The organism is Rathayibacter sp. AC451 (assembly GCF_979253095.1).
The window spans coordinates 1,157,920-1,182,859 of sequence record NZ_CEEDBD010000001.1 but is presented as its reverse complement, the minus strand read 5'-3'; the positions used below and the strand labels follow the sequence as shown (position 1 = coordinate 1,182,859).

The window sequence follows — 24,940 nt, the reverse complement described above, 5'->3', positions numbered from 1 at the left end:
GAAGCCCGTGGTGGACATTTCGAACTCGGGCTCTTCAGACTCCTCTAACGACTCCTCGACGGCCGGGCACTCCGCCCCCTCGAAGATCACGAAGCACATCTTCGTCACGGGTGGGGTCGTCTCCTCCCTGGGCAAGGGCCTCACGGCCGCGAGCCTGGGCAACCTGCTGACCGCGCGCGGGCTCCGGGTCGTGATGCAGAAGCTCGACCCGTACCTCAACGTCGATCCGGGCACGATGAACCCGTTCCAGCACGGCGAGGTCTTCGTGACGGACGACGGCGCGGAGACCGACCTCGACATCGGTCACTACGAGCGCTTCCTCGACATCAACCTCAACCAGGCCGCGAACGTCACGACCGGCCAGATCTACTCGCGCGTGATCGCCCGGGAGCGAGCGGGGGAGTACCTCGGCGACACGGTGCAGGTCATCCCGCACATCACCGACGAGATCAAGCGCCGCATGCGCCTGCAGGCCGAGGACGACCCGCAGCCCGACGTGATCATCACCGAGATCGGCGGAACGGTCGGCGACATCGAGAGCCAGCCGTTCATCGAGTCGGCACGCCAGGTGCGCCACGAGCTCGGTCGGCGGAACGTCTTCTTCGTGCACGTCTCGCTGGTGCCGTTCATGGGCGCCTCCGGAGAGCAGAAGACCAAGCCCACGCAGCACTCCGTCGCCGCGCTGCGCTCCATCGGCATCCAGCCGGACGCGCTCGTGCTGCGCAGCGACCGCCCGGTCTCGGAGTCGAACAAGCGCAAGATCGCGCTGATGTGCGACGTCGACGAGCAGGCCGTCGTGAACGCCAAGGACGTCGCGTCGATCTACGAGATCCCGGAGATGCTCAACGAGCAGGGCCTGGACTCCTACATCATCGACCAGCTCGGCCTCGAGGCCGGCGAGGTCGTCTGGGACGGCTGGTCCAAGCTCCTCGAGGCGGTCCACGAGCCCAAGCACGAGGTCACGATCGGCCTGGTGGGCAAGTACATCGACCTGCCCGACGCCTACCTCTCGGTGACCGAGGCCCTGCGCGCGGGCGGTTTCGCCCAGCAGACGAAGGTCGCGATCCGCTGGATCGCCTCGGACGGACTCGAGGACCCGGAGGCGGCGTCCAAGGCGCTGTCCGAGCTCGACGGCATCTGCGTGCCCGGCGGTTTCGGCATCCGCGGTATCGAGGGCAAGCTCGGCGCGCTCCGCTTCGCCCGCGAGAACGGGATCCCGACGCTGGGACTGTGCCTCGGCCTGCAGTGCATGGTGATCGAGTACGCGCGCAACGAGGCGGGGCTCGAGGGGGCGTCCTCCTCGGAGTTCGACCCCGGCACCGAGTTCCCCGTCATCGCCACGATGGCCGAGCAGGTCGAGATCCTGGCCGCCGGCGACATGGGCGGGACGATGCGCCTCGGCCTCTACACCGCCGAGCTCGCCGAGGGCTCGATCGTGGCCGAGGTCTACGGCGCGCCCGAGGCCGCCGAGCGCCACCGCCACCGCTACGAGGTCAATAACGCGTACCGGGACCGCATCGCCGAGGCCGGGCTGTGGTTCTCGGGCACCTCGCCGGACGGCCGGCTGGTGGAGTACGTCGAGCTGCCGCGCGGGAAGCACCCCTTCTACGTCGGCACGCAGGCGCACCCCGAGCTGCGTTCGCGCCCGAACAACGCGCACCCGCTCTTCCGCGGGCTCGTGACGGCCGCGCTCGAGCGCCAGGAGGCCTCGCGCCTGTTCCCCGCGTCGGAGGCGGGCGACGATGCGTGACTCCGGCCTCTCGGACGAGCTCGTCGAGCCCGAGATCCTGACGAGCGAGAGCGTCTTCGACGGCATGGTCTGGGGCGTCCGCGCCGAGACCTTCCGCTACGGCGACGGCGAGCTGCGCCGCGAGTTCCTCGATCACACGGGCGCCGTCGCGGTGCTCGCTCTGGACGACCAGGACCGCGTCGCGCTGATCAAGCAGTACCGCCACCCGGTCCGCACCCGCGAGTGGGAGATCCCGGCGGGTCTCCTCGACATCGAGGGCGAGGACGCGCTCGATGCCGCTCAGCGCGAGCTCGCCGAGGAGACCGACCTGCAGGCCGGCCGGTGGGATCTGCTGTCGGAGTTCGCGACCTCGCCCGGTGGCAGCGACGAGGTCATCCGCATCTACCTCGCCCGCGACCTCTCGAGCACCGGCTCGGTCTTCGACCGGGAAGCGGAGGAGGCCGACATGGAGCTGCGCTGGGTCGCGCTCGACGACCTCGTCGAGGCGGTCCTCGCGCGGCGCGTGCAGAACCCGTCGCTCACGATCGCCGCACTCGCCGCGCACACCTTCCGCTCGCGCGGCTGGGCGGGCCTCGGCGACGCGTCGTCGCCGTGGACGCGCCACCCGCGGGTCCGCCACCCCCGGGGGTGACCCCCCGGGCGAGCGTCGAGGCGTTCCTCCGGCAGGCGAGTGTCGAGCGGGGACTCTCGGCGCACACGATCGCGGCCTACCGTCGTGATCTGGAGCTCTACCTCGGCCGTCTCGAGGAGCTCGGGATCCAGGACCTCGCGGCTCTGCGGCGCTCGGACGTGGGGGACTTCGCCGCCTGGCTCGCCGCACGTCCCGGGCGCCCCCTGGCGGCGTCGTCCCGCGCGCGGATCCTGTCGAGCGTGCGGGGACTGCACCGCTTCGCCCTCGAGGAGGGCCTGGTCGAGGACGACGTGGCGCACGACGTCGTCCCACCGAAGCTCCCGATGACGCTGCCCAAGGCGATCACGGTCGAGCAGATGGGTGCCCTGCTCGAGGCGTCCCGCGGCGAGGAGCTCGCGCAGATGCGCGACCGCGCTCTGCTCGAGCTGCTCTACGCGACCGGCGCCCGCATCTCCGAGGCGGTCGACCTCACCGTCGACGACGTGCTCGACGCGGAGGTCGTGCGGCTGACGGGCAAGGGATCGAAGCAGCGGATGGTCCCGCTCGGGCGGTACGCGAGGGAGGCGGTCGACGACTACCTGGTGCGCGCTCGGCCGGAGCTGTCGCGGCGCGGACGCGCGACTCCTGCGCTGTTCCTGGGGGTGCGGGGCGGCCGGCTGTCCCGGCAGAGCGCCTGGCTCGTCATCCGCGCGGTCGCCGAGAAGGCGGGGCTCGACCAGGAGATCTCACCGCACACCTTCCGCCACTCCTTCGCCACGCACCTGCTCGCCGGAGGAGCGGACGTGCGCGTCGTGCAGGAGCTACTCGGACACGCCTCCGTCGCCACGACGCAGATCTACACGCTGGTGACGGCGGACACGCTGCGCGACGTGTACACGACGGCGCACCCTCGGGCGCGGCGCTGAGGGGGAGCGCGGTCGACCCCGCTTCGAGGCAGGAGGTCTCGAGACGCCCCTGCGGGGCTGCTCGACCAGCGGCAACGGGCCGGGGTGGTGGAGACCGCTCGGACGGGGCACGGGCGGCGGGGCGCGGCGCCGGGGGCGGAGGGGGTCGGTAGACTCGACGCAGGCCGCGCGGGAGCGCACGCCCCAGGAAGCGAGGACGACGCAGGTGACACGCCAGACGGACGACAGGACCGAGCTCACCGGTCTCGAAGCCCCGACGCTCGGCCCGACCGGCCGTCCCCTCCGCGACTTCGACCTCCCCGTCGAGCTGACGGGCCACGGTCCGGCCCGCATCATCTCGCTCTGCAACCAGAAGGGCGGCGTCGGCAAGACGACGACCACCATCAATCTGGGCGCGACCCTCGCCGAGTACGGCCGCCGCGTGCTGGCCATCGACTTCGATCCGCAGGGCGCGCTGTCCGCCGGTCTCGGTGTCGCGACGTACGACGCGGTCACCATCTACGACCTGCTCCTGGGCACCGTGAAGGACCCCGCCGAGGCGATCCGCTCGACCCGGGTGCCCGGGCTCGACGTGATCCCGGCCAACATCGACCTGTCCGCCGCCGAGGTGCACCTCGTCAACGAGGTCGCGCGCGAGCAGATCCTCGCCCGCGTGCTCCGCAAGGTGAGCGCCGACTACGACGTGATCCTGATCGACTGCCAGCCGTCGCTGGGCCTGCTCACCGTGAACGCGCTGACCGCGAGCCACGGCGTGCTCATCCCGCTCGAGTGCGAGTTCTTCGCGCTGCGCGGCGTGGCGCTGCTGATCGAGACGATCGACAAGGTCCGCGACCGGCTGAACCCCGCGATCGAGCTCGACGGCATCCTGCCGACCATGTACGACTCGCGCACGCTGCACTCGCGCGAGGTGCTCGACCGCGTCGTCGACGCGTTCGGCGACAGCGTCCTCGAGACGGTGATCGGCCGCACCGTGAAGTTCCCCGACGCGAGCGTCTCGGGGGTGCCCATCACGCAGTTCGCGCCGGAGCACAAGGCCGCGGCGGCGTACCGCCAGCTCGCCAGGGAGCTGATCTCGCGTGGCGCGGTCGCCTGAGGCCGTTCTCACTCCGGAGTCGGCCGCCGGGTCGTCAGGCGGCTTCCGGGTCGCGCTCACGAACTTCGAGGGCCCGTTCGACCTCCTCCTGAGCCTGATCGCGAAGCAGCAGGTCGACATCACCGAGATCGCGCTCAGCGCCGTCACGGACGAGTTCCTGTCGTACCTGCACGGCATCGACACGCTCGAGGGGCTCGACCGCGCGTCGGAGTTCCTGGTCGTCGCCGCGACGCTCCTCGACCTCAAGATCGCCGGCCTCCTCCCGCAGGGCGAGCTCGTCGACGCCGAGGACGCCGCTCTGCTGGAGGCCCGGGACCTGCTGTTCGCGCGACTCCTGCAGTACCGCGCGTTCAAGCAGGTGTCGAGCTGGTTCGCGGAGCGGATCGGGATCGAGACGTCTCGGCACGTGCGCGACGTGCCCCTCGAGGAGGAGTTCCGCGCGAAGAAGCCGGAGCTGGTCTGGACGCTCTCGGCCGAGGACTTCGCCGCGCTGGCGGCGTTCGCGCTCGCGCCGAAGGAGATCCCGACCGTCGGTCTCGACCACCTGCACGCGCCGCTCATCAGCATCCGCGAGCAGGCGGCGTACGTCGTGGGCGTGCTGCGCGCGCGGACGACGGCGACGTTCCGCGAGCTGATCGCCACCGCCGACGAGAAGGGCGTGATCGTGGCGCGCTTCATCGCCGTGCTCGAGCTGTACCGCCACGCCGCGATCACGTTCGAGCAGCCGGAGCCGCTGGGCGAGCTCACGCTGCAGTGGGTCGCCGAGTCGTGGTCGGATGCGAACCTCGCCCACCTGGGGGCCGACTATGACGGCTGAGACCGAGGAGGCGGCCCCCGGCACGGTCGCCTTCGAGATCGACCGCGCGATCGAGGCGATCCTGATGGTCGCGGACGAGCCGCAGTCGCTCGTGTCCCTCGCCACCGCGCTCTCGCGGCCGGTCGCGATCGTGCGCCGGTCGATCGAGCGCCTCGTCGCCGATTTCGACGGTGCCGATGGGGGAGTGCGCCGCGGCTTCGAGCTGCGCGAGGTCGGCTCGGGCTGGCGGATCTACGTCCGCCGCGAGTACGACCCGGTCGTGTCGGACTTCGTGCTGACGCAGAACCCCACCAAGCTCTCGCAGGCGGCGCTGGAGACACTCGCCGTCATCGCTTACAAGCAGCCGATCTCGCGCGGACAGGTCGCGCAGATCCGCGCCGTCAACGTCGACTCGGTCGCCCGCACACTCCTGGGCCGCGGTCTGATCGCGGAGGTCGGCAACGACCCCGAGACCGGCGCGATCCTCTACGGCACGACGGAGCAGCTGCTCGTGCACCTCGGCCTCGCCTCGCTCGACGAGCTGCCGAAGATCTCACCACTTCTGAGCGACGGACGGGACGGATTCGATGAGCACGCCTGACAGCGGGCCCGAGGGCGAACGACTGCAGAAGGTCCTCGCCGCGGCGGGAGTGGCCTCCCGACGGGTGGTCGAGGAGATGATCGTCGCCCGGCGGATCCGGGTGAACGGGGAGGTGGCCGACGAGCTCGGGCGCCGGATCGATCCGGCGACGGACGCGATCGAGGTCGACGGAGTGGCGGTCCAGCTGGACACCACCCGCCGGTACGTGATGCTGAACAAGCCGGTCGGGGTCGTCAGCTCCCTCGCCGACGAGAACGGCCGTGCCGATCTCAGCACCTACACCCAGAACTTCGAGGAGCGGCTGTTCAACGTGGGCCGCCTCGACGCCGAGACGTCGGGACTGCTCGTGCTGACCAACGACGGAGAGCTCGCTCACGTGCTCGCGCACCCGTCGTTCGGCGTGACCAAGACCTACATCGCGAAGGTGCAGGGGCACGTGCTGCCCCAGACCATCGCCGCGCTGACCGCCGGTGTCGAGCTCGACGACGGACCGGTCTCGGCCGACAAGGCGCGACTGCTCGGCCGACCGGAGGGCAAGGCGAACGCCTCTCTCGTCGAGATCACCCTCCACTCCGGACGCAACCGCGTGGTGCGGCGCATGCTCGCCGCCGTCGGCCACCCGGTGCTCGAGCTCGTGCGGCGCCAGTTCGGGCCGCTCCACCTCGGAGCGCTCCGGTCGGGCGACCTGCGCGACCTCACCCGCGACGAGCTCGGCGCTCTGCTGACCATCTCGCGCCAGGGTCACGAGAAGGTGGCCGCGGAGAAGCCGGAGCCGACGCGGAAGGCGAGCGCGGGAGCGCGGCGTCCGCGTCCGCGAGTCGAGGAGCAGGGCCGGTCGGAGGAGCGCTCGCGGTCCGAGGAGCGGCCGCGGTGGCAGGATCGCCGGGAGGACGGCGCGCCCGCGCGGGAGCGGCGTGACAGCGCGGAGCGGCGATCCTCCGAGGAGCGTCGTCCTGCTCCCGAGCGGCGCGACTCCGGTGAGCGGCGTCCGTCGGCGGCGCGGCGCGACTCCGGCGAGCGTCGTCCTGCTCCCGAGCGTCGTGACTCGGGGGGAGCGGCGTCCGGCTCCGGAGCGTCGTGACTCGGGGGAGCGTCGTCCTGCTCCCGAGCGTCGTGACTCGGGGGAGCGTCGTCCTGCTCCCGATCGTCGTGATTCGGGTGAGCGGCGTTCTTCGGACGACCGACGCGATTCCACCGACCGGCGTCCTCCTGCCGACCGGCGCGACTCCAGTGAGCGTCGGTCCGCCGACGACCGGCGCTCCTCCCCGGCTGCGGATCGGCGCCCTGCAGCCGGACGCCGCAGCGGCCCGGACAAGCTGCGACGACCGGATCGGTAGGCTGTCGGGGTGAACGAGCTCCTGCACCCCGCCCCGCCCGCGATGCGGACGACCGGCACGGTGCGGGTGGTCGGCTCCGGGCTCCTGGGCGCGAGCATCGGCCTCGGCCTCGCCTCGCGCGGGGTCGACGTCGTCCTCGACGACGCGTCCCCGGCCAGCCTCTCGCTCGCCATCGACTACGGGGCCGGCCGGGCCGCCTCCGCTGACGACCGCCCGGCGCTCGTCGTCGTCTGCGTGCCGCCCGACGTGGTCTCGAGCGTCATCGAGCGCGAACTCGCCGCCCACCCCGACGCCGTCGTGACCGATGTCGCGAGCGTCAAGACGCAGCCCCTGCGGGAGCTCCGCGAGCGCGGCATCGACCTCGCGCGCTACATCGGCTCGCACCCCATGGCCGGCCGCGAGCGGGGCGGGCCCGTGGCCGCCCGAGGCGACCTGTTCGTCGGGCGTCCCTGGGTGATCTGCCGCGACGGGGAGACGACCGCCGACGCCCTCGCCCTCGTCGAGGCGCTGGCGCTGGATCTCGGCGCGGCGATCGTCGAGATGGACCCGGAGGAGCACGACCTCGCCGTCGGCCTCGTCTCGCACGTCCCGCAGGTGGTCTCCTCGCTCCTCGGAGCGCGGCTGCTCGAGGCGCCGCACGCGTCGCTCCGACTCGCCGGCCAGGGCGTCCGCGACGTCACGCGGCTGGCCGCCTCGGCGCCGGAGCTCTGGGTGCAGATCCTCGCGGCGAACAGCGCCAACGTGGTCGAGGTCCTCGACGCGCTGCGCGAGGATCTGGCCGACTTCACGGACGCCCTGCGCGGACTCGACGCCGCCGGGGCGCGCCGCGTCCTGGCCGAGCACTTCGCCGCGGGCAACGCGGGCGTCGCCCGCCTGCCCGGCAAGCACGGCCAGGACCAGCGCTTCGCGACCCTGATCGTGCTGATCGACGACGTCCCCGGAACGCTGGGCCGACTCCTGGTCGAGATCGGCGAGGCCGGGGTCAACATGGAGGACGTGCGCCTCGAGCACGCGGAGGGGCGCCGCGTGGGCCTCGCCGAGATCTCGGTGGTGCCCGAGGCGGTCGGCCCGCTGACAGAAGAACTGACCGCACGCGGCTGGAGGATCGCCGGATGAGCACCGAGCAGAACAGGCAGGAGGGCGGCCTGAACAGGATGACGCCCGCCCGCCGTGCCCAGCAGAGCATGCCGGAGGACGGCGGAGCCTCTCCGTCGACGGACCGCGGCACCCGGACGGACGAGTCCGCCGACTTCGGTGACGCGATCGTCGTGGCCGTCGACGGGCCCGCGGGCAGCGGCAAGTCGAGCGTCTCGCGCGAGGCGGCCCGCCGCCTCGACTTCGAGTTCCTCGACACCGGCGCCGCCTACCGCGCCCTCGCCTGGCACGGGATCGACGTGGGCCTCGACTTCGAGGACGAGAACGCGATCGTCGACGCCCTCGACGGCTTCGACTACTCCATCGGCACCGACCCCGAGTCGTACTCGGTCTGGGTCGGACGCACCGAGGTGACGGCCGCCATCCGCGAGCCCCGCGTCACGGGTCGCGTCTCGGCCGTGGCGAAGGTCCCGGAGGTGCGCCGGCGCGTCACCCTGCTCTTCCGCCGCATCATCGGCGAGACCCGCAAGGCGGGCATCATCGTCGAGGGACGCGACATCACGACGGTCGTCGCACCGACCGCGGAGGTCCGGATCCTGCTCACGGCGAGCGAAGAGGCTAGAATGGCCAGGCGTTCGCGCGAGGTCACCACGGAATCCGCGGAAGCGACGGGTCAGGCACTGCGGTCGAGGGATCGTGCCGACTCCCAGGTCGTCGACTTCATGAACGCCGCAGAAGGAGTCACTCTTCTCGACTCCACTCATCTCGACTTCGAGCAGACCGTCGACGCGGTCATCGCCGAGGTCAATACCTCGAGAGCAAGGGCCGGTCATGGCACAGGACACGCACGTCGGTGACGACGAGCTGAACTTCGGAGACGACGACCTCGTCGAGCGCCTCGGCGATCTCGACGAGCAGCTCGTCTCCTCACGCGCGAACGCGCTCCGCAGCGGACTCGAGGACTACGACCTCGACGACGAGGACCTCACCCTCCTGGAGTACTCAGGCGGCGACTCCGACGAGGTGCGCTACCTGCCGGCACTGCCGGTGGTCGCGATCGTCGGCCGTCCGAACGTCGGCAAGTCGGCGCTCGTGAACCGCATCCTCGGCCGCCGCGAGGCCGTCGTCGAGGACACCCCGGGCGTCACGCGCGACCGCGTCTCGTACAAGGCCGAGTGGATCGACCGCTCCTTCACGATCGTCGACACCGGCGGCTGGGAGCCCGACGCCCGCGGCATCGACGCCTCCGTCGCCGCTCAGGCCGAGATCGCGATCGACCTCGCCGACGCCGTGATCTTCGTGGTCGACGCGAACGTCGGGGCCACCGCGACCGACGAGCACGTCGTGAAGCTGCTCCGCAAGACGAAGAAGCCGGTGTTCCTCGCGGCCAACAAGGTCGACGACGCGCGCCAGGAGCCCAACGCCGCCTCGCTGTGGTCGCTCGGGCTCGGCGAGCCCTACCCGGTCTCGGCCGTCCACGGCCGCGGAGTCGCCGATCTGCTCGACACGGTCCTGAAGACCCTGCCCCTCGAGTCGGCCGTCGCCAAGCGCGAGGTCGGCGGGCCGCGCCGCGTCGCGATCCTCGGCCGCCCGAACGTCGGCAAGTCGAGCCTGCTCAACAAGGCCGCGGGGGAGGAGCGGGTCGTCGTCAACGAGCTGGCCGGCACCACCCGCGACCCGGTCGACGAGCAGGTCGAGATCGCCGGCAAGGTGTGGCGCTTCGTCGACACCGCCGGCATCCGCCGCCGCGTGCACCTGCAGCAGGGCGCCGACTTCTACGCGTCGCTCCGCACCTCGACCGCGCTCGAGAAGGCCGAGGTCGCGGTCGTCGTGATCGACGTCTCGGAGCCGATCTCGGAGCAGGACGTCCGCATCATCGACCTCGTCCTCGAGTCGGGTCGCGCACTGGTCCTCGCCTTCAACAAGTGGGACCTCCTGGACGACGAGCGCCGCCGCTACCTCGAGCGCGAGATCGAGACGGATCTCGCCCACGTCGCGTGGGCGCCCCGCGTCAACATCTCGGCCCGGACCGGCCGCCACCTCGAGAAGCTCGTCCCCGCCCTCGAGCTCGCACTCGAGTCGTGGGACACGCGCATCCCGACGGGCAAGTTCAACGCGTTCCTCGCCGAGCTCACCGCGGCGCACCCGCACCCGCTGCGCGGCGGCAAGCAGCCCCGCGTGCTGTTCGGCACGCAGGCGTCCTCGCGCCCGCCGACATTCGTGCTGTTCACCACCGGCTTCCTCGACCCCGGCTACCGGCGCTACATCCAGCGCCGCCTGCGTGAGATCTACGGCTTCCAGGGGTCGCCGGTCAACGTCAACATGCGCGTCCGCGAGAAGCGGGCCCGCTAGAGCCGTCCCCTCACACGCCTCCGGCCCGCCGGGATCCTCGGATCCTGCGGGCCGGAGGCGTTCGTGCGTGCTCAGGCCCCAGTGACGGCGGAGGCGCTCGACGACAGCGGCCACCAGGGCGGCAGGACCTGCGCGAACGCGTCCAGGTAGAGATCCGGGTCTCGAGGATCCGGCAGGCGCAGCCACTCCTCCATCAGCGCGGCGGAACCGGCCGAGATGTAGGCGGCGGCACCACCGGGGAGGAAGCCCTCCTGGGGGACCGTGACCGCACCGCTCGCGACCGCGTCGTTGACGGATCGGCGGAAGTGGCCGGCCAGCATGACGCGCAGGCCCGAGTCTCCTCCGGCGTCGTCGAAGGCGCCGAGGTAGAGAGAGCGGTGCCGCTCGAGGTGGTCCAGGATCCGCACTGTCGCCTCGCTGTTGGACGCATCCGCGGGATCGCCCTCGCCCAGGCGCGCCAGGTAGTCCACCCGGATCACGTCGAGCTCGATCGAGAGCGCCGCGGTGAGGAGCTCGGCGGCGGAGGCCGCGTGCGCGTAGAAGGTGGAGCGGTTCACTCCGGCGCGGTCGGTGATGTCCGAGACCGTGAGGCCCGAGACGGCGCGCTCGGTGGCGAGATCGATGATCGCCCTGTGCAGCGACTCCTGCGATCGTCTCTGCCGCGCGTCCATGCCGCCTCCCGTGCTGTCCGCCCCGCCACCGGTGATTCCGGGGGCGCGGGCGCTCAGCGATTCTACGCAGGCGCGGACATGGCTCGTTTTCACTTCCGGGCCTGCGACCCGCTAAGATAGTCGAGTTGCACGGGCCACGAACCCGGACTGCCACGGGCTGTGGCGCAGCTTGGTAGCGCACTTGACTGGGGGTCAAGGGGTCGCAGGTTCAAATCCTGTCAGCCCGACAGAAAAACCCTGATGAGGAGCTCTTCTCATCAGGGTTTTGCTGTTTCCGGAGGCCGAATTTTGGTCCCCCTCGACCTTTTGGCGGAGTTGGGCTGTGGACAACAGAAACCGCTGCCATGCCCTTCCTATGGATAAGGGGTTCAAAAGGGGACCAGAACTGCTCCCTGCCGATATGTGGGCATCTGATAAGGCATCAGAGGCCTCGCATTGAAGCGCTGCCTCGTGAGGCCTGGCGCTTTTGTCCGGAGGGGAGAGGAACGCTTCGGCCTGCTCCGCCGCGGAGGCAAGGTGCCGGTCATCGGGGTGCACGTACCCGCGGGGCGTTTCCATAGATGCGTGCCCAAGGTTCTCTTGAAGCACGTGCAGCGGCACGCCAGCGTCGGCCATCCATGTCGCCCGTGTGGCGGAGTCCGTGACGAGTTAGATCGGGCAAGCCAAGCCGCGCGACGATCGTGTCCCAATTGGTGGCATCCCGGGCAGTCGCCGTGGTGAGCACACCGCCCTCGGGCCCGACGAGGAGTTGGTCTTCGGGAGCTTTCCCCTCGGCCAAGTGCTCGAGTACGGGCCGGAGGGGTTCGAGAACAGGTAGGCGGCACATCACGCCGTGCGCACGTCTTCTCGGTGTCAAGATGGCTTTATGACACTTAGCGCGAACGACTCTCGTGTGGTCGCCGTTGCTCTCGGCTCTCTGTTCCCCGGTGACGGCGGGAAGCCAGTAGGCGACACCGATCGGAAGCAGTTCAAAGTGTCGTCGGACTGGCAGCTTCTTGCGGCTCGAGCACAGTTTGCCGAACCGCGAGGCGTTCTTGCCGGCATGCCCCACGGGTACATGGCGGAGATGCTGGGACGCGCTGCCGCCGCAGGGGAACAGCTCGGGCTGGCGCTCACAGCGGTCAGAGACGCGGAAGTCTGGCAGGACATCACGCCCGAGCCGAAGCAAGAGAACCGGAGGACCTTGGCGGGCCGAGCACTTGCAGAAGCCTCGGGTCTTTGGTCGATCAGCACCGGCCACGCGGCCGTGAACGTGGTTGCGCGCGTCGTGCGAGCGCACCACGACACGACATACTTGGACAAGGCGCTGCGGTGGAACGGTCCGCCCAAACCCTTCGTCGAGAGCCGGGATTCCAACCTCTCGCTCAACGCGGAAACCGTTAAAGCTCTTGCACGAGCAGCAAGGGAATCTGTTGAGCTGCCGCTTACCGCGCTCGTCGCTCCTTTGCGTGCGCTTGTCGCAGACCCCGACTGGGGTGCACTAACGGCACGCCGCGACGTGGGCTATCACCGTTGGCGACCCCAAAGCATCGAAGGCGGCGCGCTCACCTCAAACCCCTGGGTCGAGACAGGCGAACGCACAATGTCATTGAGTGTCGGGATCACGACCGGCCACGTGCCTCCGACCCTCGAAAGTCTCGTGCAAGAATCTCGAGCCGGATTTGACGCACTCTCCGCCGCAATGCGCGAGGTGTTCGACGCACTGCCTGCAGCAATGATCAGCGCGAACATCGGCATATGGAAAGTCGAGTAGTGTCTCGCCGCGACTGGTTTTAGGGGTTTCCGAGGTAGCGAGCATCCGTCCGGAAGACATCGGGCTCCGCATGGTGTAGCTGGTGCTGGACGACGACGGAGCGTTGATCCACCACAGCCCTTGTCCGGTTCCGAGGCCGGGGAGGAGCTTCTGTTCCGTGCCGGTGAGCCCGAGGGCCGCCGCGGTGGCACCGAGCTGGTCGGCCTCTTGCCAGTAGATAGTCCGCGTTTTCGCATTCGCCAGCAGCGAGTTGGTGAGGGATCGCATGGCGGAGCCTTGGTCGCCGACGTTGTCGAGGTCGGTGAGCTTGTGCGCAATCGCGTAATGCCGTGCCAGCCGCCACTGCGCATCCATGCGTTTCAGGAGCGCGGGGTAGGCTAGGAGTCGCCAGGCTTCGTCGTAGATCACCCACCGGTGCCCGCCGTTGAGGTCCATCAGCGCCACGTCCATCCACACGCTGGAACAGGTCATCAGCACCGAGATCAGCGTGGAGTTCTCTGCCACCCGCGTCAGGTCGAGACTGATCATCGGTAATGATGGGTCGAACCGCACTGTCGATGGCCCGTCGAACAGACCGGCGAGATTGCCGGCGACAAGGCGGCGCAGTGCGTGGCCGACGAGTCGTCCGTCTTCTGCGAGTCGCCCGTCGGTGTTGCTGGCCGGACCGGGGTCGAGGATGTGGTCGACGACCATGGCCAGGATCGGCACCTCCGATGACTGGACGCCATCTTGTAGGGCGAGGTCGATGGCGGTGCCGCTAGCTGAACGGCGCGGCCAGACGGCGAGTGGTGCGTCATGGGCGTGCGCCGCAGTCTCTCGTACCCGTAAAATGACGTTTGGGGGCATTGTCGTGGCGTGTCGCGACACCCAACAGTATCGGTCGTGTTCTCCTGGAGGTGAACGCTTAGGGTCGGCAAGGAGTCGTGACGCGTGGCAACGTACGCAGTGAAGCTGGAGCGTTCTGTCCCGCTAATCCTGCCCCGGCACCTCGACGCTCCTGAGGACGAAGATTTCGTCGAGTGGTGCGCCGCCGAGAAGATTTCAGGACGCCCCCTCGCGATAGACCTGTTCTCAGGAGCTGGAGGGCTTGGCGCTGGCGTCGAGGCAGCCGGGTGGACCGTAGTGGCGGCGGTTGACCATGACACAGCAGCTCTAGAGACGCACCGTGCCAACTTCCGCGGACGAGCGCTAGAAGTCGATATGTCCGACTCAATGCAGGTCGCCGTCCTTATCGAGGAGTTGCGTCCTCTCGGCATTGATCTCGTCGCAGGCGGGCCGCCGTGCCAGCCGTTCAGCAGGGCCGGTCGCGCGAAGATCCGTTCACTCGTCAACGAAGGAACGCGCGACGCGGTTGACGCGCGCAAGGAGCTCTGGCGTTCGTTCATCGACGTGGTGCTCGCGCTTCGGCCTCGTGCCGTCCTCATGGAGAACGTGCCTGACATGGCTATCGGAGACGATCTCAAAGTCATTCGAGAAATTGCGGGCATCCTCGAAGACGAGGGCTATACCGTCGACTACAGACTCCTTGACGCGTGGAGACACGGCGTCCCCCAGCATCGCAAGCGATTCATCCTCCAAGCACGGAACGACGGAGCTCTGCCAGTATGGCCGAGCCTGAAGGACGATCCGCCGTCGGTCCGCGACGCGATCGAGGATCTGCCCTCGCTGAATAACACCACCGGGGGCCGAGAACTGCCCTACCTGAGTGCACCCACACGGGCACTCGCGAAAGAGCTACGCGGTTCATCAAGCCCAGGCGTCATTTACGACCACATGACCCGTCCAGTGCGCGACGACGACCGCGAGGCATTTGAGCTGATGACCTCGTCGACTCTCTACTCCGATCTCCCCGACCGTCTCAAGCGATACCGCTCCGATACCTTCAACGACAAATACAAACGGCTCGACTGGGACGACCTCAGCCGGACCATCACCGCGCACATCGCCAAGGACGGGTACTGGTACATCCACCCGGGAGAGCACCGCACCCTCACTGTCCGCGAGGCCGCGCGCATTCAGACGTTCCCCGACAGCTTCCGGTTCTTCGGAACTCGAAGCGACGCATTTCGCCAGATCGGAAACGCAGTCCCTCCGATTCTTGGCCGCGTCGTTGCTCAAGCGATCCTGCCACTCAGCGAGCCCGGACACGAGCTCGCGCCGCTGCCAGCGATGCGAGCTCACCTCACCCAATGGGCGCTCCGGCAGCGGCGGGCGACATGGTGGCTGTATCCCGGTCCAGATATGACCGCTGCCGCAGCCGCTATCGGCGCCTTGCTCGACGTGCATCGGCTGCCCTTTGCCTCAGCATTCGCTCTCATGGAGCCGGTCCGAGGGATTCAGGATCTGACGGCAAGATCCCTTCAACACATCGATATTCAGAATCTCAGCAAAACAAGGAAGCAATCCGTTCGAGACCTCCGCGAGATCTTGCGCAACGAGGAATCAGTCGACTCGACTCCACTTCTGGCGACGCTGCTTGGTGCCGCCCAGCGCAAGGTCTTTGCACTCTTGCGTGGCGGTAACGAGCTGCTCGTAAACGAGCACATCGGCAAAGTTGTCACCCTACTCATGGGCCTGCCGGAGGCGCAGACCGGACTGCACACCGACATTAAGGTTGCCTTGGCCCAATTGGTGTCCACCGGACCCGAAGCCGCACTGCGGATGAGCGCCATACGAGCGATCACAGTCTCCGAGGCGCGGGCGCACATCATGAGTCCTCTCGGTGCGGACCTTGAGAACTTGGGGATAGAGGAAGCGTCATGACCGATGAGATCGTAACCCGGCAACACGACCCAGCTACTCCGACCGGTTTTGGCGCGCTGAGACCACGAGCACGTCTGCTGCGCACGCTGGGTAACGATCTCATCAGTAGTGACAAAGTTGCGCTCATCGAACTGGTCAAGAACTGCTACGACGCCGACGCAACTACTGTCATCATTCGCTTTCACGGACCTCTGGAAGAAGGCACCGGCAAGATCGAGGTTTGGGACGACGGGCACGGGATGGACGTTCCCACTCTTCAGCGTTCGTGGCTCGACATCGCTACCGACACCAAAAAGCGCAAGCCCAAAAGTGACGGCGGACGACGCGTTCTCGGCGAGAAAGGCATCGGTCGGTTGGCCGCTGCAAGGCTCGGCAGCGAGCTGATGCTCGTGACCAGGATGGCGGACGCCATCGAGGTGAAGCTCCTCATCGACTGGACCCAGTTCGACCGCGACGACGCCTACCTTGATGAGATCGAAGTGGCGTGGGAGCTGGGCGACCCAGACCTCTTTTCTGAAAACGGCTCGGCCAACGAAGTCTTCTCCGACTCCGACAGCGAGACGTGGCAACGCGGACACGGAACCTTGCTGCAAATCGACAAGCTGACGCGCCGATGGACGGAGGAGGACTTCGTCGAACTTCGCACCGCGCTCACGCGATTGATCCGTCCCCGACCAGTCGCCAATACCGCGAACGAAGCGTCAATCACCGACGGTCCAGAACCCGCGACCCCTGAATTCCAGATCCTCATTGAACTTCTAGCGGTGCCAGAAGGACTGCAGGGGTTCGCTGGTCCAGTAGACACCTCAGCAGATCTCCAGACACCCCATTATCGACTTAGCGGGTCCGTCGACAAGAACGGTTCAGCAAGCCTTCGTTACGTACAGCAGACCCCTCCGATCGACGAAGATCTCGGCACAAAACTGTTGTGGAACAACGACAAACGCGCGCCGAACGCCGGGCCCTTCGACTTCGAGATCAACGTATGGGATCGAGATAAAGACGCCATTCAGCGGACGCTTGAAGCGGCGAGTCCGAGTGGGCCAACGCCGACCTCAAAGGATTTGAAGGGGTTTCGCGAAACACTCGACGTTGTCGCGGGCGTCAGCATTTACAGGGACGGCTTCCGGGTACTGCCTTTCGGAGAGAGCGGTGACGACTGGCTAGGCCTAGACCTTCGACGCGTCCAAAGTCCTACCCGTAGGCTCTCCAACAATCAGATCATCGGCCACATCTTCATCGGAGCTGACAGCAATGAGGGTCTGAAAGACCAGTCGAACCGCGAGGGTTTTCTCGCAGGGCCGTCCTATTCAGACCTTCAGGCATTGGTCCGAGCTTCATTGAACGAGCTAGAGACCCGTCGATACACGGCACGACATCCCGATAAAGCGCCAACCGAGAAGAAGGGCGGGCTGTTCGAGAGGTTCGACCTTGGCGAGATACGCAGCGCACTCGCCGCGAGCTACCCTGGTGACACCCGACTCATCGGCCTGCTTGACGAGAAGAACCGCGACATCCAGCAAGGGGTAACCGAGGTTCAGCACGTCCTGTCGCGATACTCGCGTCTCGCCACGCTGGGATCACTGGTCGACCGTGTCCTTCACGACGGGCGAACAGTTGTTACGAGACTTAAGAACATTTCGCGTTTTGGGTCGCGCGATCTGGCGAAAGCATCTCTATCCGTGGATGAGAAAATCACGATCGCAGGGGATTCGATGGAGCAGACGGCTGTTCAAGCGCAGGTGCTCTCATCGCTCTTCAACCAAATTGAACCCTTCGGAGGACGCAAGCGTGGTCGACCAAAGGAGATCCGCGTCAGCGATCTTATTCAGAAGGCAATCGCAATAATGCAGGTTGGGGCTGACGACAGTGGCGTGACCCTTGAAGCAGGTGAAACCGACGTCATGACTCGTCTTGATGAAGCCGAGGTTCTAACGGTCCTGGTTAACCTCATTCAGAACGCGATCTATTGGGCCGCCACTCAGCCGAAGGACGCTTCGCGAAAAGTGCTTGTTGATGCGAGAAGCAACCCTGATGAGTCGTTGACGTTCGCAGTCAGCGACTCGGGACCGGGCGTTCCAGAGGGCATTCGGGGGCACATCTTTGATCCATACTTCTCAAGCAAGCCCGAGGGAGTTGGCCTTGGTCTGAGCATTGTGGGCAACCTCGTTGAGGACATATACGAAGGCGAGCTCATCTTGGTAGACGAGGGACCGCTTGACGGTGCGACGTTTGAAGCGACTTTCAAGAGGCGGGCACAATGAGGGAGAAGGTTAGGGTCCTCATCATTGAGGACAAGGCAGATCTCGCAGCAGATGCCAAGCGAGAAATTGAGGACGCCTTCGCCGAAAGCCCGGAGATCGAAGTGGAAGTTTCTGTCGAGACTGACTTCGATGATGGTTTTGCCAAGGTCAGCCGTGGCGAAAGTGACGTGGTCGTCCTAGATGTCCGTCGCGATGCGTCCGATACCGTAACTGAGGATGAAACCGCCGGTCACGCTGTCTACCTTGAGATCAAAGAGGCCCGGTTCGCACCCGTCGTGTTCTGGACGGCGTTGCCCGGCAAGGTCGCCCACGAGGAAATGCTACCTCTGGTAACGGTGGTGGATAAAGAAGAGACCGAGAAGCTCCCTGCGGCGATCCGTGCGGCCGTTGAAAGCGGGGCCGTCATCACGATCAGCGGTATCGAGAAGCATGTTGCAACTGTCCTGCGGGCGCACATGTGGACGGAACTGGCCCCAAACTGGGCTGAGTATATTGAGGACGGTGACTCCTCAGATATTGCGCAAGTCCTCATAAGTCGCCTTGCGCGCGTACTCGTTGACGACCAAGAGCAGTCCTTCACCTCTCATCCCAGTCACCGCTACGTGTATCCACCGACTTCGGCCGTCCGCTCTCCTGGAGACATTATGCGGGCGTCCGATCAGACATGGTGGGTGGCGCTGACTCCGGCATGTGATTTCGCTCAGCGCAAGGTCGGGTTTGTCCTCTTGGCGCAAGCGACCTTGCTTGAAAAACACTCCAAATACCTAGAGTGGAAGAACGAATTCACAGCCGAGAAGAATAAGGGCAAGGCAGAGCAAAACCGAGGTAAAGGCGAGTGGTCTAGTCTTCGGCAGGACGTACTGGCGTCCACCCGAGGGCGATACCACTACTTGCCGAGGTTTCGAGATATCCCAGATCTTGTGATCGACCTTGAGGATGTACGTGCTGAAAAGCCTGACGATCTCGCCTCCTACGAGCCGATCGCGTCCCTTGGTAGCCCCTTCGCAGAGTCGCTACTAATCCAGCACAGTCAGCATCGCGGACGTATTGGAGTTCCAGATTTTGATGTCGACGTCCTAAAAGCGCGCCTTGCGGCAGAGGCATCGGGGTCTGCGAAGCCGTGACGGCGTGTACAAGACACTTGCGCTGGGGGACCAAAAGGGGACCAGAAGCATGCAAACCATGCATCGCGCGACGTGTTCTGAATGATCTGATCTGCGGCACTAAGCGGTTTTTGGTGACTGTCGAGCCGTTTGGGCGACTGGGGGTCAAGGGGTCGCAGGTTCAAATCCTGTCAGCCCGACAGCAAGCCCTGGTGAGAAGCCTCTTCCACCAGGGCTTCGTTGTTTCCAGGGGGTCTTCTTGCACGGGGTGCGGAGCGTATCCGTTCTCGCCGGACGGCTACGCGTTCCGCGGCCATGCGAGACACGCAGAGCGACGGCCGGGAGCGGTGTGCGGGCGCTGACGGCGCTTCGCGGTGCTCCCGACCGACGTTCTGTGCGCGCTCTACTCGGCGGCGACGCGGATGAGGATCTTGCCGGTGGTGCCGGCCTCGACGGCGTCGTGGGCGGCGGCGGTCTCCTCGAGCGGGAACCACGTCAGGGGGAGTCCTGCGGCCTCTCCCACCGGGAGCGCTCCGTCGCGGAGGGCCGCGGTGATGTCCTCGGCGGCCGCCTGCAGGGGCTCCGGACCGACGGTGTAGAGCAGGAGGCCCTGCCAGCGGGCGTTCTTGGCGAAGCTGGGGACGATCGGGATCGTGAACTCGTCGCCGTTGTTGTTCGCGTAGTAGCCGATGCTGCCGTGGTTGGCGAGCACCTCCACGTCGAGCGCGGCGTTCTGCGCGGGAGCGACCTCGACGATGTGCTGCACGCCGTCGGGAGCCAGCTCGCGGATGCGGTCGGCGAGGGCGTCGTCGGGGTACTGCAGCACGTGCTGCGCGCCGGCGGCGGAGGCGAGCTCGGCCTTCACGTCGCTGCTCACGGTGGCGATGACGGTGGCGCCGGCCCAGACCGCGAGCTGGATCGCGGCGTGGCCAACCGCTCCTGCGCCGCCCTGGACGAGGACGGTGCGGCCGGCGAGAGCGCCGCGGAAGAGGCGGGTCGGGCCCTGCTCGTGGACGGTGAGGGCGCGGTGCGCGGTCATCGCCGGGACGCCGAGGCTGGCGGCGATGTCGAAGCCGATGCCCTCGGGCAGGCGGACGACGCGCTCGGCGGGGAGAACCGTGTACTCCTGCGCGCTGCCGGTGGGGCGCTGGTGGGCGGCGAGGAAGAACCAGACGCGGTCGCCTGCAGCGAGACCGCTCACTCCGGAGCCGACGGCGTCGATGACGCCTGCGCCGTCCTGGTTCGGGACGACCTCGTCGAAGGCGAGATCGCCCTGGGCGCGGGCCTTCCAGTCGGTGGGATTCACTCCGGAGGCGACGACGCGAACGCGGACCTCGCCCTCCGCGGGCGCAACGGGCTCGCGGTCGACGAGGGACAGGACGGAGGAGGCGCCGGTGGCGCTGTAGACGATCGCTCTCATACCGAGTGCAAGGGCTCTGGGGAGCGCGGCATTCCCGCCGGTCGCGGGGCCTGTGCGATCGGGTCCTCCCGGGCTACCCTTCCGCCATGAGCAGGATCTTCCGCACCGCCGTCGCCGACGTCCATCCGCACTACGTGGCCAAGGTGGAGAAGAAGGGGCGCAGCGTCGAGGAGCTGCACGAGGTGATCCGCTGGCTGACCGGGTTCGAGGAGGCCGAGCTGCAGCGGCATCTGGCCGAGCGCACGACGTTCGAGGATTTCTTCGCGGCCGCACGCCTCCACCCGAACGCTCCGCTGATCACCGGGGTGATCTGCGGGATCCGGGTGGAGGACGTCGAGGACCCGCTCATGCAGAGGATCCGCTACCTCGACAAGCTCGTGGACGAGCTGGCCAGGGGGAAGGCGATGGAGAAGGTGCTCCGACCGACCCCGGTGCCCGCGTCCTGAGGACTACTTCGCGATCTTCGCGCGGCTGCGTGAGTAGGCGAAGTAGATGGCGAAGCCGATCGCGAGCCAGACCAGGAAGCGCAGCCACGTCTCGATCGAGAGGTTGAGCATCAGGTAGGTGCAGATGAGCGCCGACAGGCCGGGCAGCCAGGGATTCAGCGGCACACGGAAGCCGCGCTTGAGATCCGGCCGCGTGCGGCGCAGGACGATCACCCCGACCGAGACGAGGACGAACGCCGACAGCGTGCCGATGTTCACCATCTCCTCGAGGACGCCGATCGGCGTCAGCCCGGCGAGCAGGGCGACGACGACGGTGACGACGAGCGAGGTGACCCAGGGGGTGCGCAGGCGCGGGTGCACCGTCGCGAGGCGCTGGGGCAGCAGGCCGTCGCGGGACATCGCGAAGATGATCCGCGTCGCGCCGATCAGCAGGGTGAGCACGACGGTGGTGAGCCCCGCGACGGCACCGGCCGAGATGACCGTCGCCATCCAGGTCTGGCCGTGGTACGCGAAGGCGTTCGCGAGAGCGGCGGAGGGGTCGAGCTCGCGGTAGGGGACCATGCCGGTCACGACGAGGGCGACCGCGCAGTAGAGGACGGTGCAGATCGCGAGCGAGGCGATGATGCCGATGGGCATGTCGCGCTGCGGGTTCTTCGTCTCCTCGGCGGTCGTCGCGACGACGTCGAAGCCGATGTAGGCGAAGAAGACGAGGGAGGCGCCGGCGATGATGCCGCCGACTCCGAACGTGGCGGGCTCGATGCCGGAGAGGAACTGCAGCAGGGGCTGCGTGAGACCGGAGGCGGACTCCGTCGGGGCGGCCGGCGGGATGAAGGGGGAGTAGTTGGCCGTGTTGATGAACTGGATGCCCGCGATGATGACGAACAGGACGATGAAGAGCTTCACCGCGACGAGCACCATGTTGACGCGGAGGGACTCCTTGATGCCGAACGTCATGAGCCCGCCCAGCACGAGCACCAGGAGGATCGCGGGCACGTCGACGACTCCGCCGTACGAGATCGCCGGGGGCAGGACGATGCCGAGCTGTGCGAGGAAGGAGCCGAGGTAGGCGCTCCAGCCCTGGGCGACCACGCTCGCCCCGAGGAACAGCTCGAGGATCAGGTCCCAGCCGATGATCCAGGCGAAGAGCTCGCCGAGGGACGCGTACGAGAACGTGTAGGCGGAGCCCGACACCGGCACAGTGGAGGCGAACTCGGCGTAGCACATGGCGGCGAGGGCGCAGGCGAAGGCGGCGACGACGAAACTCAGCACGATCGCCGGGCCCGCGATGTCGTGCGCGGCGCGGCCGGTGAGGGTGAAGATGCCGGCGCCGATCACGACGCCGACGCCGAAGACGGTGAGGTCGAGGGCCGACAGCGACTTCTTGAGGCGGAACTCGGGCTCGTCGGTGTCGGAGATCGACTGCTCGACGGATTTGGTGCGGAGGAGGCTCACGGTGGTTCTCTCTGGTGGGGCGGGAGGCGCGGAGGCCACCCTGGAGGATAGTCCCGCGTCTCGCCCCGCCGCAGCCGAGCGGCCGGGAGGCGAGGACGACCGCGGTGCACCCTCCGCGACTCGCACGCCCCGGTCAGCCGAGCTCGTCCGGCGCTCCTGGTCGTGGCGTCGCCCTCCGGCGCCGGATCACCAGGACCACCGCTGCGACGAGCGCGGCGACGACGAGCCAGGGCAGCAGGAATCCGATCCCGATGAGTGCGGCGTTGCCGGCCGCGACGAGCCCGCTCCAGCCCGTGGCGAGGCCGTCGAGGAAGCCTGCAGGATTCGCGGACGTGACGGCCTCCTCGGGGAGGACGGTGACGGTCAGGGAGGCGAGCGCCACCCGGCTCTCGAGAGCGGTGAGCTGCTGCTGGATCGACTCGAGCTCGCCCTGCCGCTCGGTGAGCGCGGATTCGGCGGCCAGCAGATCGGCGAGGCTGCCCGCCTGCGCGATGAGCTGGGTGAGGCGGTCGACCGAGGCGCTCGCCGCCTCCGAGCGGGCGCGGAGATCGACGGCCTCGAGCGTGACGTCCTGCTGGTCGAGGGTCGATGCCGTGACGGCGCCCAGCGAGTCGAGGGAGTCGCGCGCCTCGGCGAGGCGATCGGAGGGGATGCGGATCGTGATCGAGCCGGCGCCGTCGGGCAGCGGCGTCGGGTAGGCGAGGCCGCCGGATCCGTCGTCCCCCGCGACGCCCTCCGCCTCGGTCGCCCCCAGGTCGACCCGGTCGGACGTGCTCGAGCGTTCGACGTACCCTCCGAGCGCCGAGGCGCTCGCGGAGAGCGTGCGGATCGCCTCGTCGACGGAACCCGCTCGCAGAGTGGCCGCGGCGGTCGACACGATCTCGCGTGAGGTCGCCTCCGCCGCACCGTCCGCGGGAGGGCCGTCCGCCGCGCCCGGGACGAAGGGTGCCGACTGCTCGCTCCCTCCTGCGCCGGAGTCGCCGTTCGCGCCGCCCGAGCCGTCCCCGGCGGGTTGCGGAGCGATCGCGGCGGAGTCGGACGCGCCGCTGGTGATGCCGTTCACGCTGACGAGGGGGCCGACCACCACGGCGAGCGCCAGGATGCCCGCGGCGACTCCTGTGAGGGCGACAGCCCTGCGTCGGCGGAGTGCACGGGCCTGCCGCTGCGCGGCGAGGGCGCGGAACAGGCGGGTCTCGATCGCGGAGACGCGCTCGTCGTCGAGGGTCGGGAGGAGGACGGGGGACTCGGTCATGGCTGCTCTGCTCCTCGGAAATCGTCGACCACGAGGCGGAGCCTGCGGCGGACCCTCGACAGGCGGTTGCGGACGGTGGCGTGGGTGACGCCCAGTTCACGGGCCGCCTCCTCGTAGCCGCGGCCCTCGGTGGCGCACAGGCGGAAGACAGCGCGATCGAGCTCGGAGAGCCCCTCCGTCTCACGGAGGACCGCCTCGGTCAGGGCGGCGATGACGATCTGCTGCTCGAGATCGTGCGGGGAGGCGACCTCCTCATCGGTCTGGACCGTGCGCTCGCGCTCGCGCCGGACGGCCCTCATCCGGTTCGCCGCCTGGTACCGGCAGATGGTGACGAGCCACGGGAGGAGCGAGTCGCTGGCCAGCTCGAGACCCTCGAGCTTGCTCCAGGCGAGGACGAAGGTCTCCTGCACGACCTCCTCGGCATTACCCGGGTCGCGCAGGATGCCGTGCGCGATCCAGTAGACCGGGCGGACGTACGCCCGGTAGAGCGTGCGGAAGGCAGCCTCACTGCCCGCCGCCGCCCGGCGGACGAGCTCGGCGTCCGTCGTCTCGTCGGTGATCATCGCGCCTCCCCTCGTCCGCTCTCACTGTGACAGTGTCGGCAGGAGGCGGATCGTCTCGGTTCCGCGTCGATCCCGTGACCGGAGGAGACCGGACGGCCGATTCAGCCGGGGACGACGATCTGCTGCAGGGACCAGGTGTTGCCGTCCGGGTCGGCGAAGTGCACGAACTCGCCCCACGGCTGCGAGTCGATCTCCGATACGTCGGCTCCTCGGGAGAGGAGCTCCTCGCGGGCGGTGACCGCATCGGCGACGACCATCTGGAGTCCCTTCTGGGAGCCCGGCACCATGTCGGTGATTCCGAGGCCGAGGACGACGGAGCAGGCCGAGCCCGGCGGAGTGAGCTGCACGAATCGCAGACCGTCGTGGACGACGACGTCGTGATCGGCGACGAAGCCGATGACGCGGGTGTAGAAGTCCTTCGCGCGATCGACGTCCGTGACCGGCACGGGGACGAGCTCGAGCTTCATCTCGATCATCTGACTCCCTCTCTCTGTGCTCCGACGGGGCGACGGAGCTGCGGATGAGGGCAGGCTACGGCGCGGACGGGAGAGTGCACCAGTGCGCAGAGGCAGCGAGCCGCGCGGTGGTTCCGGCTCGCAGCCGTGCTCCTCCACAGGCGAGCGGGCGCGGCAGGTCTCCACCGGATCCCACCTCACGCGTCCGCGCCCGTCGCGGACCGACGACGCTGTCCGC

Annotated in this window: 20 protein-coding genes, 1 tRNA gene and 2 pseudogenes; 16 read left to right on the top strand and 7 right to left on the bottom strand. The window is 67.9% G+C overall.

From position 1 onward, the window contains the following. Positions 1 to 7 precede the first annotated feature (7 nt). The 10 genes and pseudogenes from AC0CID_RS05595 (at position 8) to der (ending at position 10,560) form a co-directional block, all read left to right on the top strand. On the top strand, positions 8 to 1,750 hold the full coding sequence (locus tag AC0CID_RS05595; protein ID WP_465226049.1) for a CTP synthase: 1,743 nt from the start codon (positions 8 to 10) through the stop codon (positions 1,748 to 1,750). Continuing rightward, positions 1,743 to 2,381: an NUDIX domain-containing protein gene (locus AC0CID_RS05590; RefSeq protein WP_465226048.1), complete on the top strand. Its 639-nt coding sequence runs from the start codon at positions 1,743 to 1,745 to the stop codon at positions 2,379 to 2,381. The genes AC0CID_RS05595 and AC0CID_RS05590 overlap by 8 nt, the downstream gene beginning before the upstream one ends. After that, complete coding sequence (gene xerD / locus AC0CID_RS05585; RefSeq protein ID WP_465226047.1) at positions 2,378 to 3,286, top strand: site-specific tyrosine recombinase XerD; 909 nt, start codon at positions 2,378 to 2,380, stop codon at positions 3,284 to 3,286. The genes AC0CID_RS05590 and xerD overlap by 4 nt, the downstream gene beginning before the upstream one ends. Positions 3,287 to 3,491: 205 nt before the next feature. Beyond that, positions 3,492 to 4,379, top strand: coding sequence for a ParA family protein (locus tag AC0CID_RS05580; protein WP_251945102.1), 888 nt, complete (start codon positions 3,492 to 3,494; stop codon positions 4,377 to 4,379). Next, positions 4,363 to 5,196: a segregation and condensation protein A gene (locus AC0CID_RS05575; RefSeq protein WP_207406209.1), complete on the top strand. Its 834-nt coding sequence runs from the start codon at positions 4,363 to 4,365 to the stop codon at positions 5,194 to 5,196. The genes AC0CID_RS05580 and AC0CID_RS05575 overlap by 17 nt, the downstream gene beginning before the upstream one ends. Then, entirely contained in the window at positions 5,186 to 5,776 is a 591-nt protein-coding gene (gene scpB, locus AC0CID_RS05570) for an SMC-Scp complex subunit ScpB (protein ID WP_465226046.1), read from the top strand. The genes AC0CID_RS05575 and scpB overlap by 11 nt, the downstream gene beginning before the upstream one ends. After that, a pseudogene (locus AC0CID_RS05565) lies at positions 5,763 to 6,515 on the top strand (pseudouridine synthase); the annotation flags it as partial. The gene scpB and the pseudogene AC0CID_RS05565, both read left to right, overlap by 14 nt. A gap of 640 nt (positions 6,516 to 7,155) precedes the next feature. Beyond that, positions 7,156 to 8,229 carry a prephenate dehydrogenase gene (locus tag AC0CID_RS05560; protein ID WP_465228055.1) on the top strand — a complete coding sequence of 358 codons (1,074 nt, stop codon included), beginning with the start codon at positions 7,156 to 7,158 and terminating at the stop codon, positions 8,227 to 8,229. Further along, positions 8,226 to 9,065, top strand: a complete 840-nt coding sequence (gene cmk, locus AC0CID_RS05555; protein ID WP_465226045.1) for a (d)CMP kinase — start codon at positions 8,226 to 8,228, stop codon at positions 9,063 to 9,065. Before AC0CID_RS05560 ends, cmk begins: the two co-directional genes overlap by 4 nt. Continuing rightward, a complete protein-coding gene (der, locus tag AC0CID_RS05550) occupies positions 9,040 to 10,560 on the top strand; it encodes a ribosome biogenesis GTPase Der (RefSeq protein WP_207406215.1) in 1,521 nt (506 codons plus the stop codon). The genes cmk and der overlap by 26 nt, the downstream gene beginning before the upstream one ends. A 71-nt stretch (positions 10,561 to 10,631) precedes the next feature. Here der and AC0CID_RS05545 read toward each other — a convergent pair whose 3' ends face one another. After that, complete coding sequence (locus AC0CID_RS05545) at positions 10,632 to 11,231, bottom strand: TetR/AcrR family transcriptional regulator (protein ID WP_465226044.1); 600 nt, start codon at positions 11,229 to 11,231, stop codon at positions 10,632 to 10,634. A gap of 153 nt (positions 11,232 to 11,384) precedes the next feature. Here AC0CID_RS05545 and AC0CID_RS05540 point away from each other — a divergent pair. Then, a tRNA-Pro gene (locus AC0CID_RS05540) sits at positions 11,385 to 11,458 on the top strand. A gap of 638 nt (positions 11,459 to 12,096) precedes the next feature. Then, positions 12,097 to 12,984, top strand: a complete 888-nt coding sequence (locus AC0CID_RS05535; protein ID WP_465226043.1) for a hypothetical protein — start codon at positions 12,097 to 12,099, stop codon at positions 12,982 to 12,984. A gap of 19 nt (positions 12,985 to 13,003) precedes the next feature. Here AC0CID_RS05535 and AC0CID_RS05530 read toward each other — a convergent pair. Continuing rightward, positions 13,004 to 13,737: pseudogene (locus AC0CID_RS05530) on the bottom strand (ATP-binding protein); the annotation flags it as partial. 177 nt (positions 13,738 to 13,914) lie between these two features. On the opposite strand from AC0CID_RS05530, the gene AC0CID_RS05525 reads away from it, so the two are divergent. The 3 genes from AC0CID_RS05525 to AC0CID_RS05515 are packed head-to-tail and all read left to right on the top strand — an operon-like array spanning position 13,915 to position 19,135. Then, positions 13,915 to 15,747 (top strand): DNA cytosine methyltransferase, encoded by a 1,833-nt coding sequence (locus tag AC0CID_RS05525; protein ID WP_465226042.1) that lies wholly within the window; start codon positions 13,915 to 13,917, stop codon positions 15,745 to 15,747. Beyond that, positions 15,744 to 18,011 carry a sensor histidine kinase gene (locus tag AC0CID_RS05520; protein WP_465226041.1) on the top strand — a complete coding sequence of 756 codons (2,268 nt, stop codon included), beginning with the start codon at positions 15,744 to 15,746 and terminating at the stop codon, positions 18,009 to 18,011. Before AC0CID_RS05525 ends, AC0CID_RS05520 begins: the two co-directional genes overlap by 4 nt. Next, positions 18,008 to 19,135 carry a hypothetical protein gene (locus AC0CID_RS05515; RefSeq protein WP_465226040.1) on the top strand — a complete coding sequence of 376 codons (1,128 nt, stop codon included), beginning with the start codon at positions 18,008 to 18,010 and terminating at the stop codon, positions 19,133 to 19,135. The genes AC0CID_RS05520 and AC0CID_RS05515 overlap by 4 nt, the downstream gene beginning before the upstream one ends. Positions 19,136 to 19,517: 382 nt before the next feature. Here the strand turns inward: AC0CID_RS05515 and AC0CID_RS05510 are convergent, their stop codons facing one another. Beyond that, the gene (locus tag AC0CID_RS05510) at positions 19,518 to 20,534 is read right to left on the bottom strand and encodes an NADPH:quinone reductase (protein WP_465226039.1); all 1,017 of its coding nucleotides are present in this window, start codon (positions 20,532 to 20,534) and stop codon (positions 19,518 to 19,520) included. Positions 20,535 to 20,620: 86 nt separating this feature from the next. On the opposite strand from AC0CID_RS05510, the gene AC0CID_RS05505 reads away from it, so the two are divergent. Next, positions 20,621 to 20,980 (top strand): DUF2200 domain-containing protein, encoded by a 360-nt coding sequence (locus AC0CID_RS05505; protein WP_207406223.1) that lies wholly within the window; start codon positions 20,621 to 20,623, stop codon positions 20,978 to 20,980. Between the two features lie 3 nt (positions 20,981 to 20,983). Here the strand turns inward: AC0CID_RS05505 and AC0CID_RS05500 are convergent, their stop codons facing one another. The 4 genes from AC0CID_RS05500 to AC0CID_RS05485 form a co-directional block, all read right to left on the bottom strand. Beyond that, positions 20,984 to 22,432 (bottom strand): amino acid permease, encoded by a 1,449-nt coding sequence (locus AC0CID_RS05500; RefSeq protein WP_465226038.1) that lies wholly within the window; start codon positions 22,430 to 22,432, stop codon positions 20,984 to 20,986. 133 nt (positions 22,433 to 22,565) lie between these two features. Next, positions 22,566 to 23,684 carry a DUF4349 domain-containing protein gene (locus AC0CID_RS05495; RefSeq protein ID WP_465226037.1) on the bottom strand — a complete coding sequence of 373 codons (1,119 nt, stop codon included), beginning with the start codon at positions 23,682 to 23,684 and terminating at the stop codon, positions 22,566 to 22,568. Further along, the gene (locus AC0CID_RS05490) at positions 23,681 to 24,247 is read right to left on the bottom strand and encodes an RNA polymerase sigma factor (protein ID WP_465226036.1); all 567 of its coding nucleotides are present in this window, start codon (positions 24,245 to 24,247) and stop codon (positions 23,681 to 23,683) included. The genes AC0CID_RS05495 and AC0CID_RS05490 overlap by 4 nt, the downstream gene beginning before the upstream one ends. A gap of 101 nt (positions 24,248 to 24,348) precedes the next feature. Continuing rightward, on the bottom strand, positions 24,349 to 24,720 hold the full coding sequence (locus AC0CID_RS05485; protein WP_465228054.1) for a VOC family protein: 372 nt from the start codon (positions 24,718 to 24,720) through the stop codon (positions 24,349 to 24,351). Positions 24,721 to 24,940 lie beyond the last annotated feature (220 nt).

Bases quoted from the DNA above. Each gene is read 5' to 3' on its own strand.
- AC0CID_RS05490 (WP_465226036.1), bottom strand. From the start codon at position 24,247: ATGATCACCGACGAGACGACGGACGCCGAGCTCGTCCGCCGGGCGGCG.
- cmk (WP_465226045.1), top strand. From the start codon at position 8,226: ATGAGCACCGAGCAGAACAGGCAGGAGGGCGGCCTGAACAGGATGACG.
- AC0CID_RS05545 (WP_465226044.1), bottom strand. From the start codon at position 11,231: ATGGACGCGCGGCAGAGACGATCGCAGGAGTCGCTGCACAGGGCGATC.
- scpB (WP_465226046.1), top strand. From the start codon at position 5,186: ATGACGGCTGAGACCGAGGAGGCGGCCCCCGGCACGGTCGCCTTCGAG.
- AC0CID_RS05520 (WP_465226041.1), top strand. From the start codon at position 15,744: ATGACCGATGAGATCGTAACCCGGCAACACGACCCAGCTACTCCGACC.
- AC0CID_RS05515 (WP_465226040.1), top strand. From the start codon at position 18,008: ATGAGGGAGAAGGTTAGGGTCCTCATCATTGAGGACAAGGCAGATCTC.
- AC0CID_RS05560 (WP_465228055.1), top strand. From the start codon at position 7,156: ATGCGGACGACCGGCACGGTGCGGGTGGTCGGCTCCGGGCTCCTGGGC.
- AC0CID_RS05505 (WP_207406223.1), top strand. From the start codon at position 20,621: ATGAGCAGGATCTTCCGCACCGCCGTCGCCGACGTCCATCCGCACTAC.
- AC0CID_RS05590 (WP_465226048.1), top strand. From the start codon at position 1,743: ATGCGTGACTCCGGCCTCTCGGACGAGCTCGTCGAGCCCGAGATCCTG.
- der (WP_207406215.1), top strand. From the start codon at position 9,040: ATGGCACAGGACACGCACGTCGGTGACGACGAGCTGAACTTCGGAGAC.
- AC0CID_RS05510 (WP_465226039.1), bottom strand. From the start codon at position 20,534: ATGAGAGCGATCGTCTACAGCGCCACCGGCGCCTCCTCCGTCCTGTCC.
- AC0CID_RS05495 (WP_465226037.1), bottom strand. From the start codon at position 23,684: ATGACCGAGTCCCCCGTCCTCCTCCCGACCCTCGACGACGAGCGCGTC.
- AC0CID_RS05535 (WP_465226043.1), top strand. From the start codon at position 12,097: ATGACACTTAGCGCGAACGACTCTCGTGTGGTCGCCGTTGCTCTCGGC.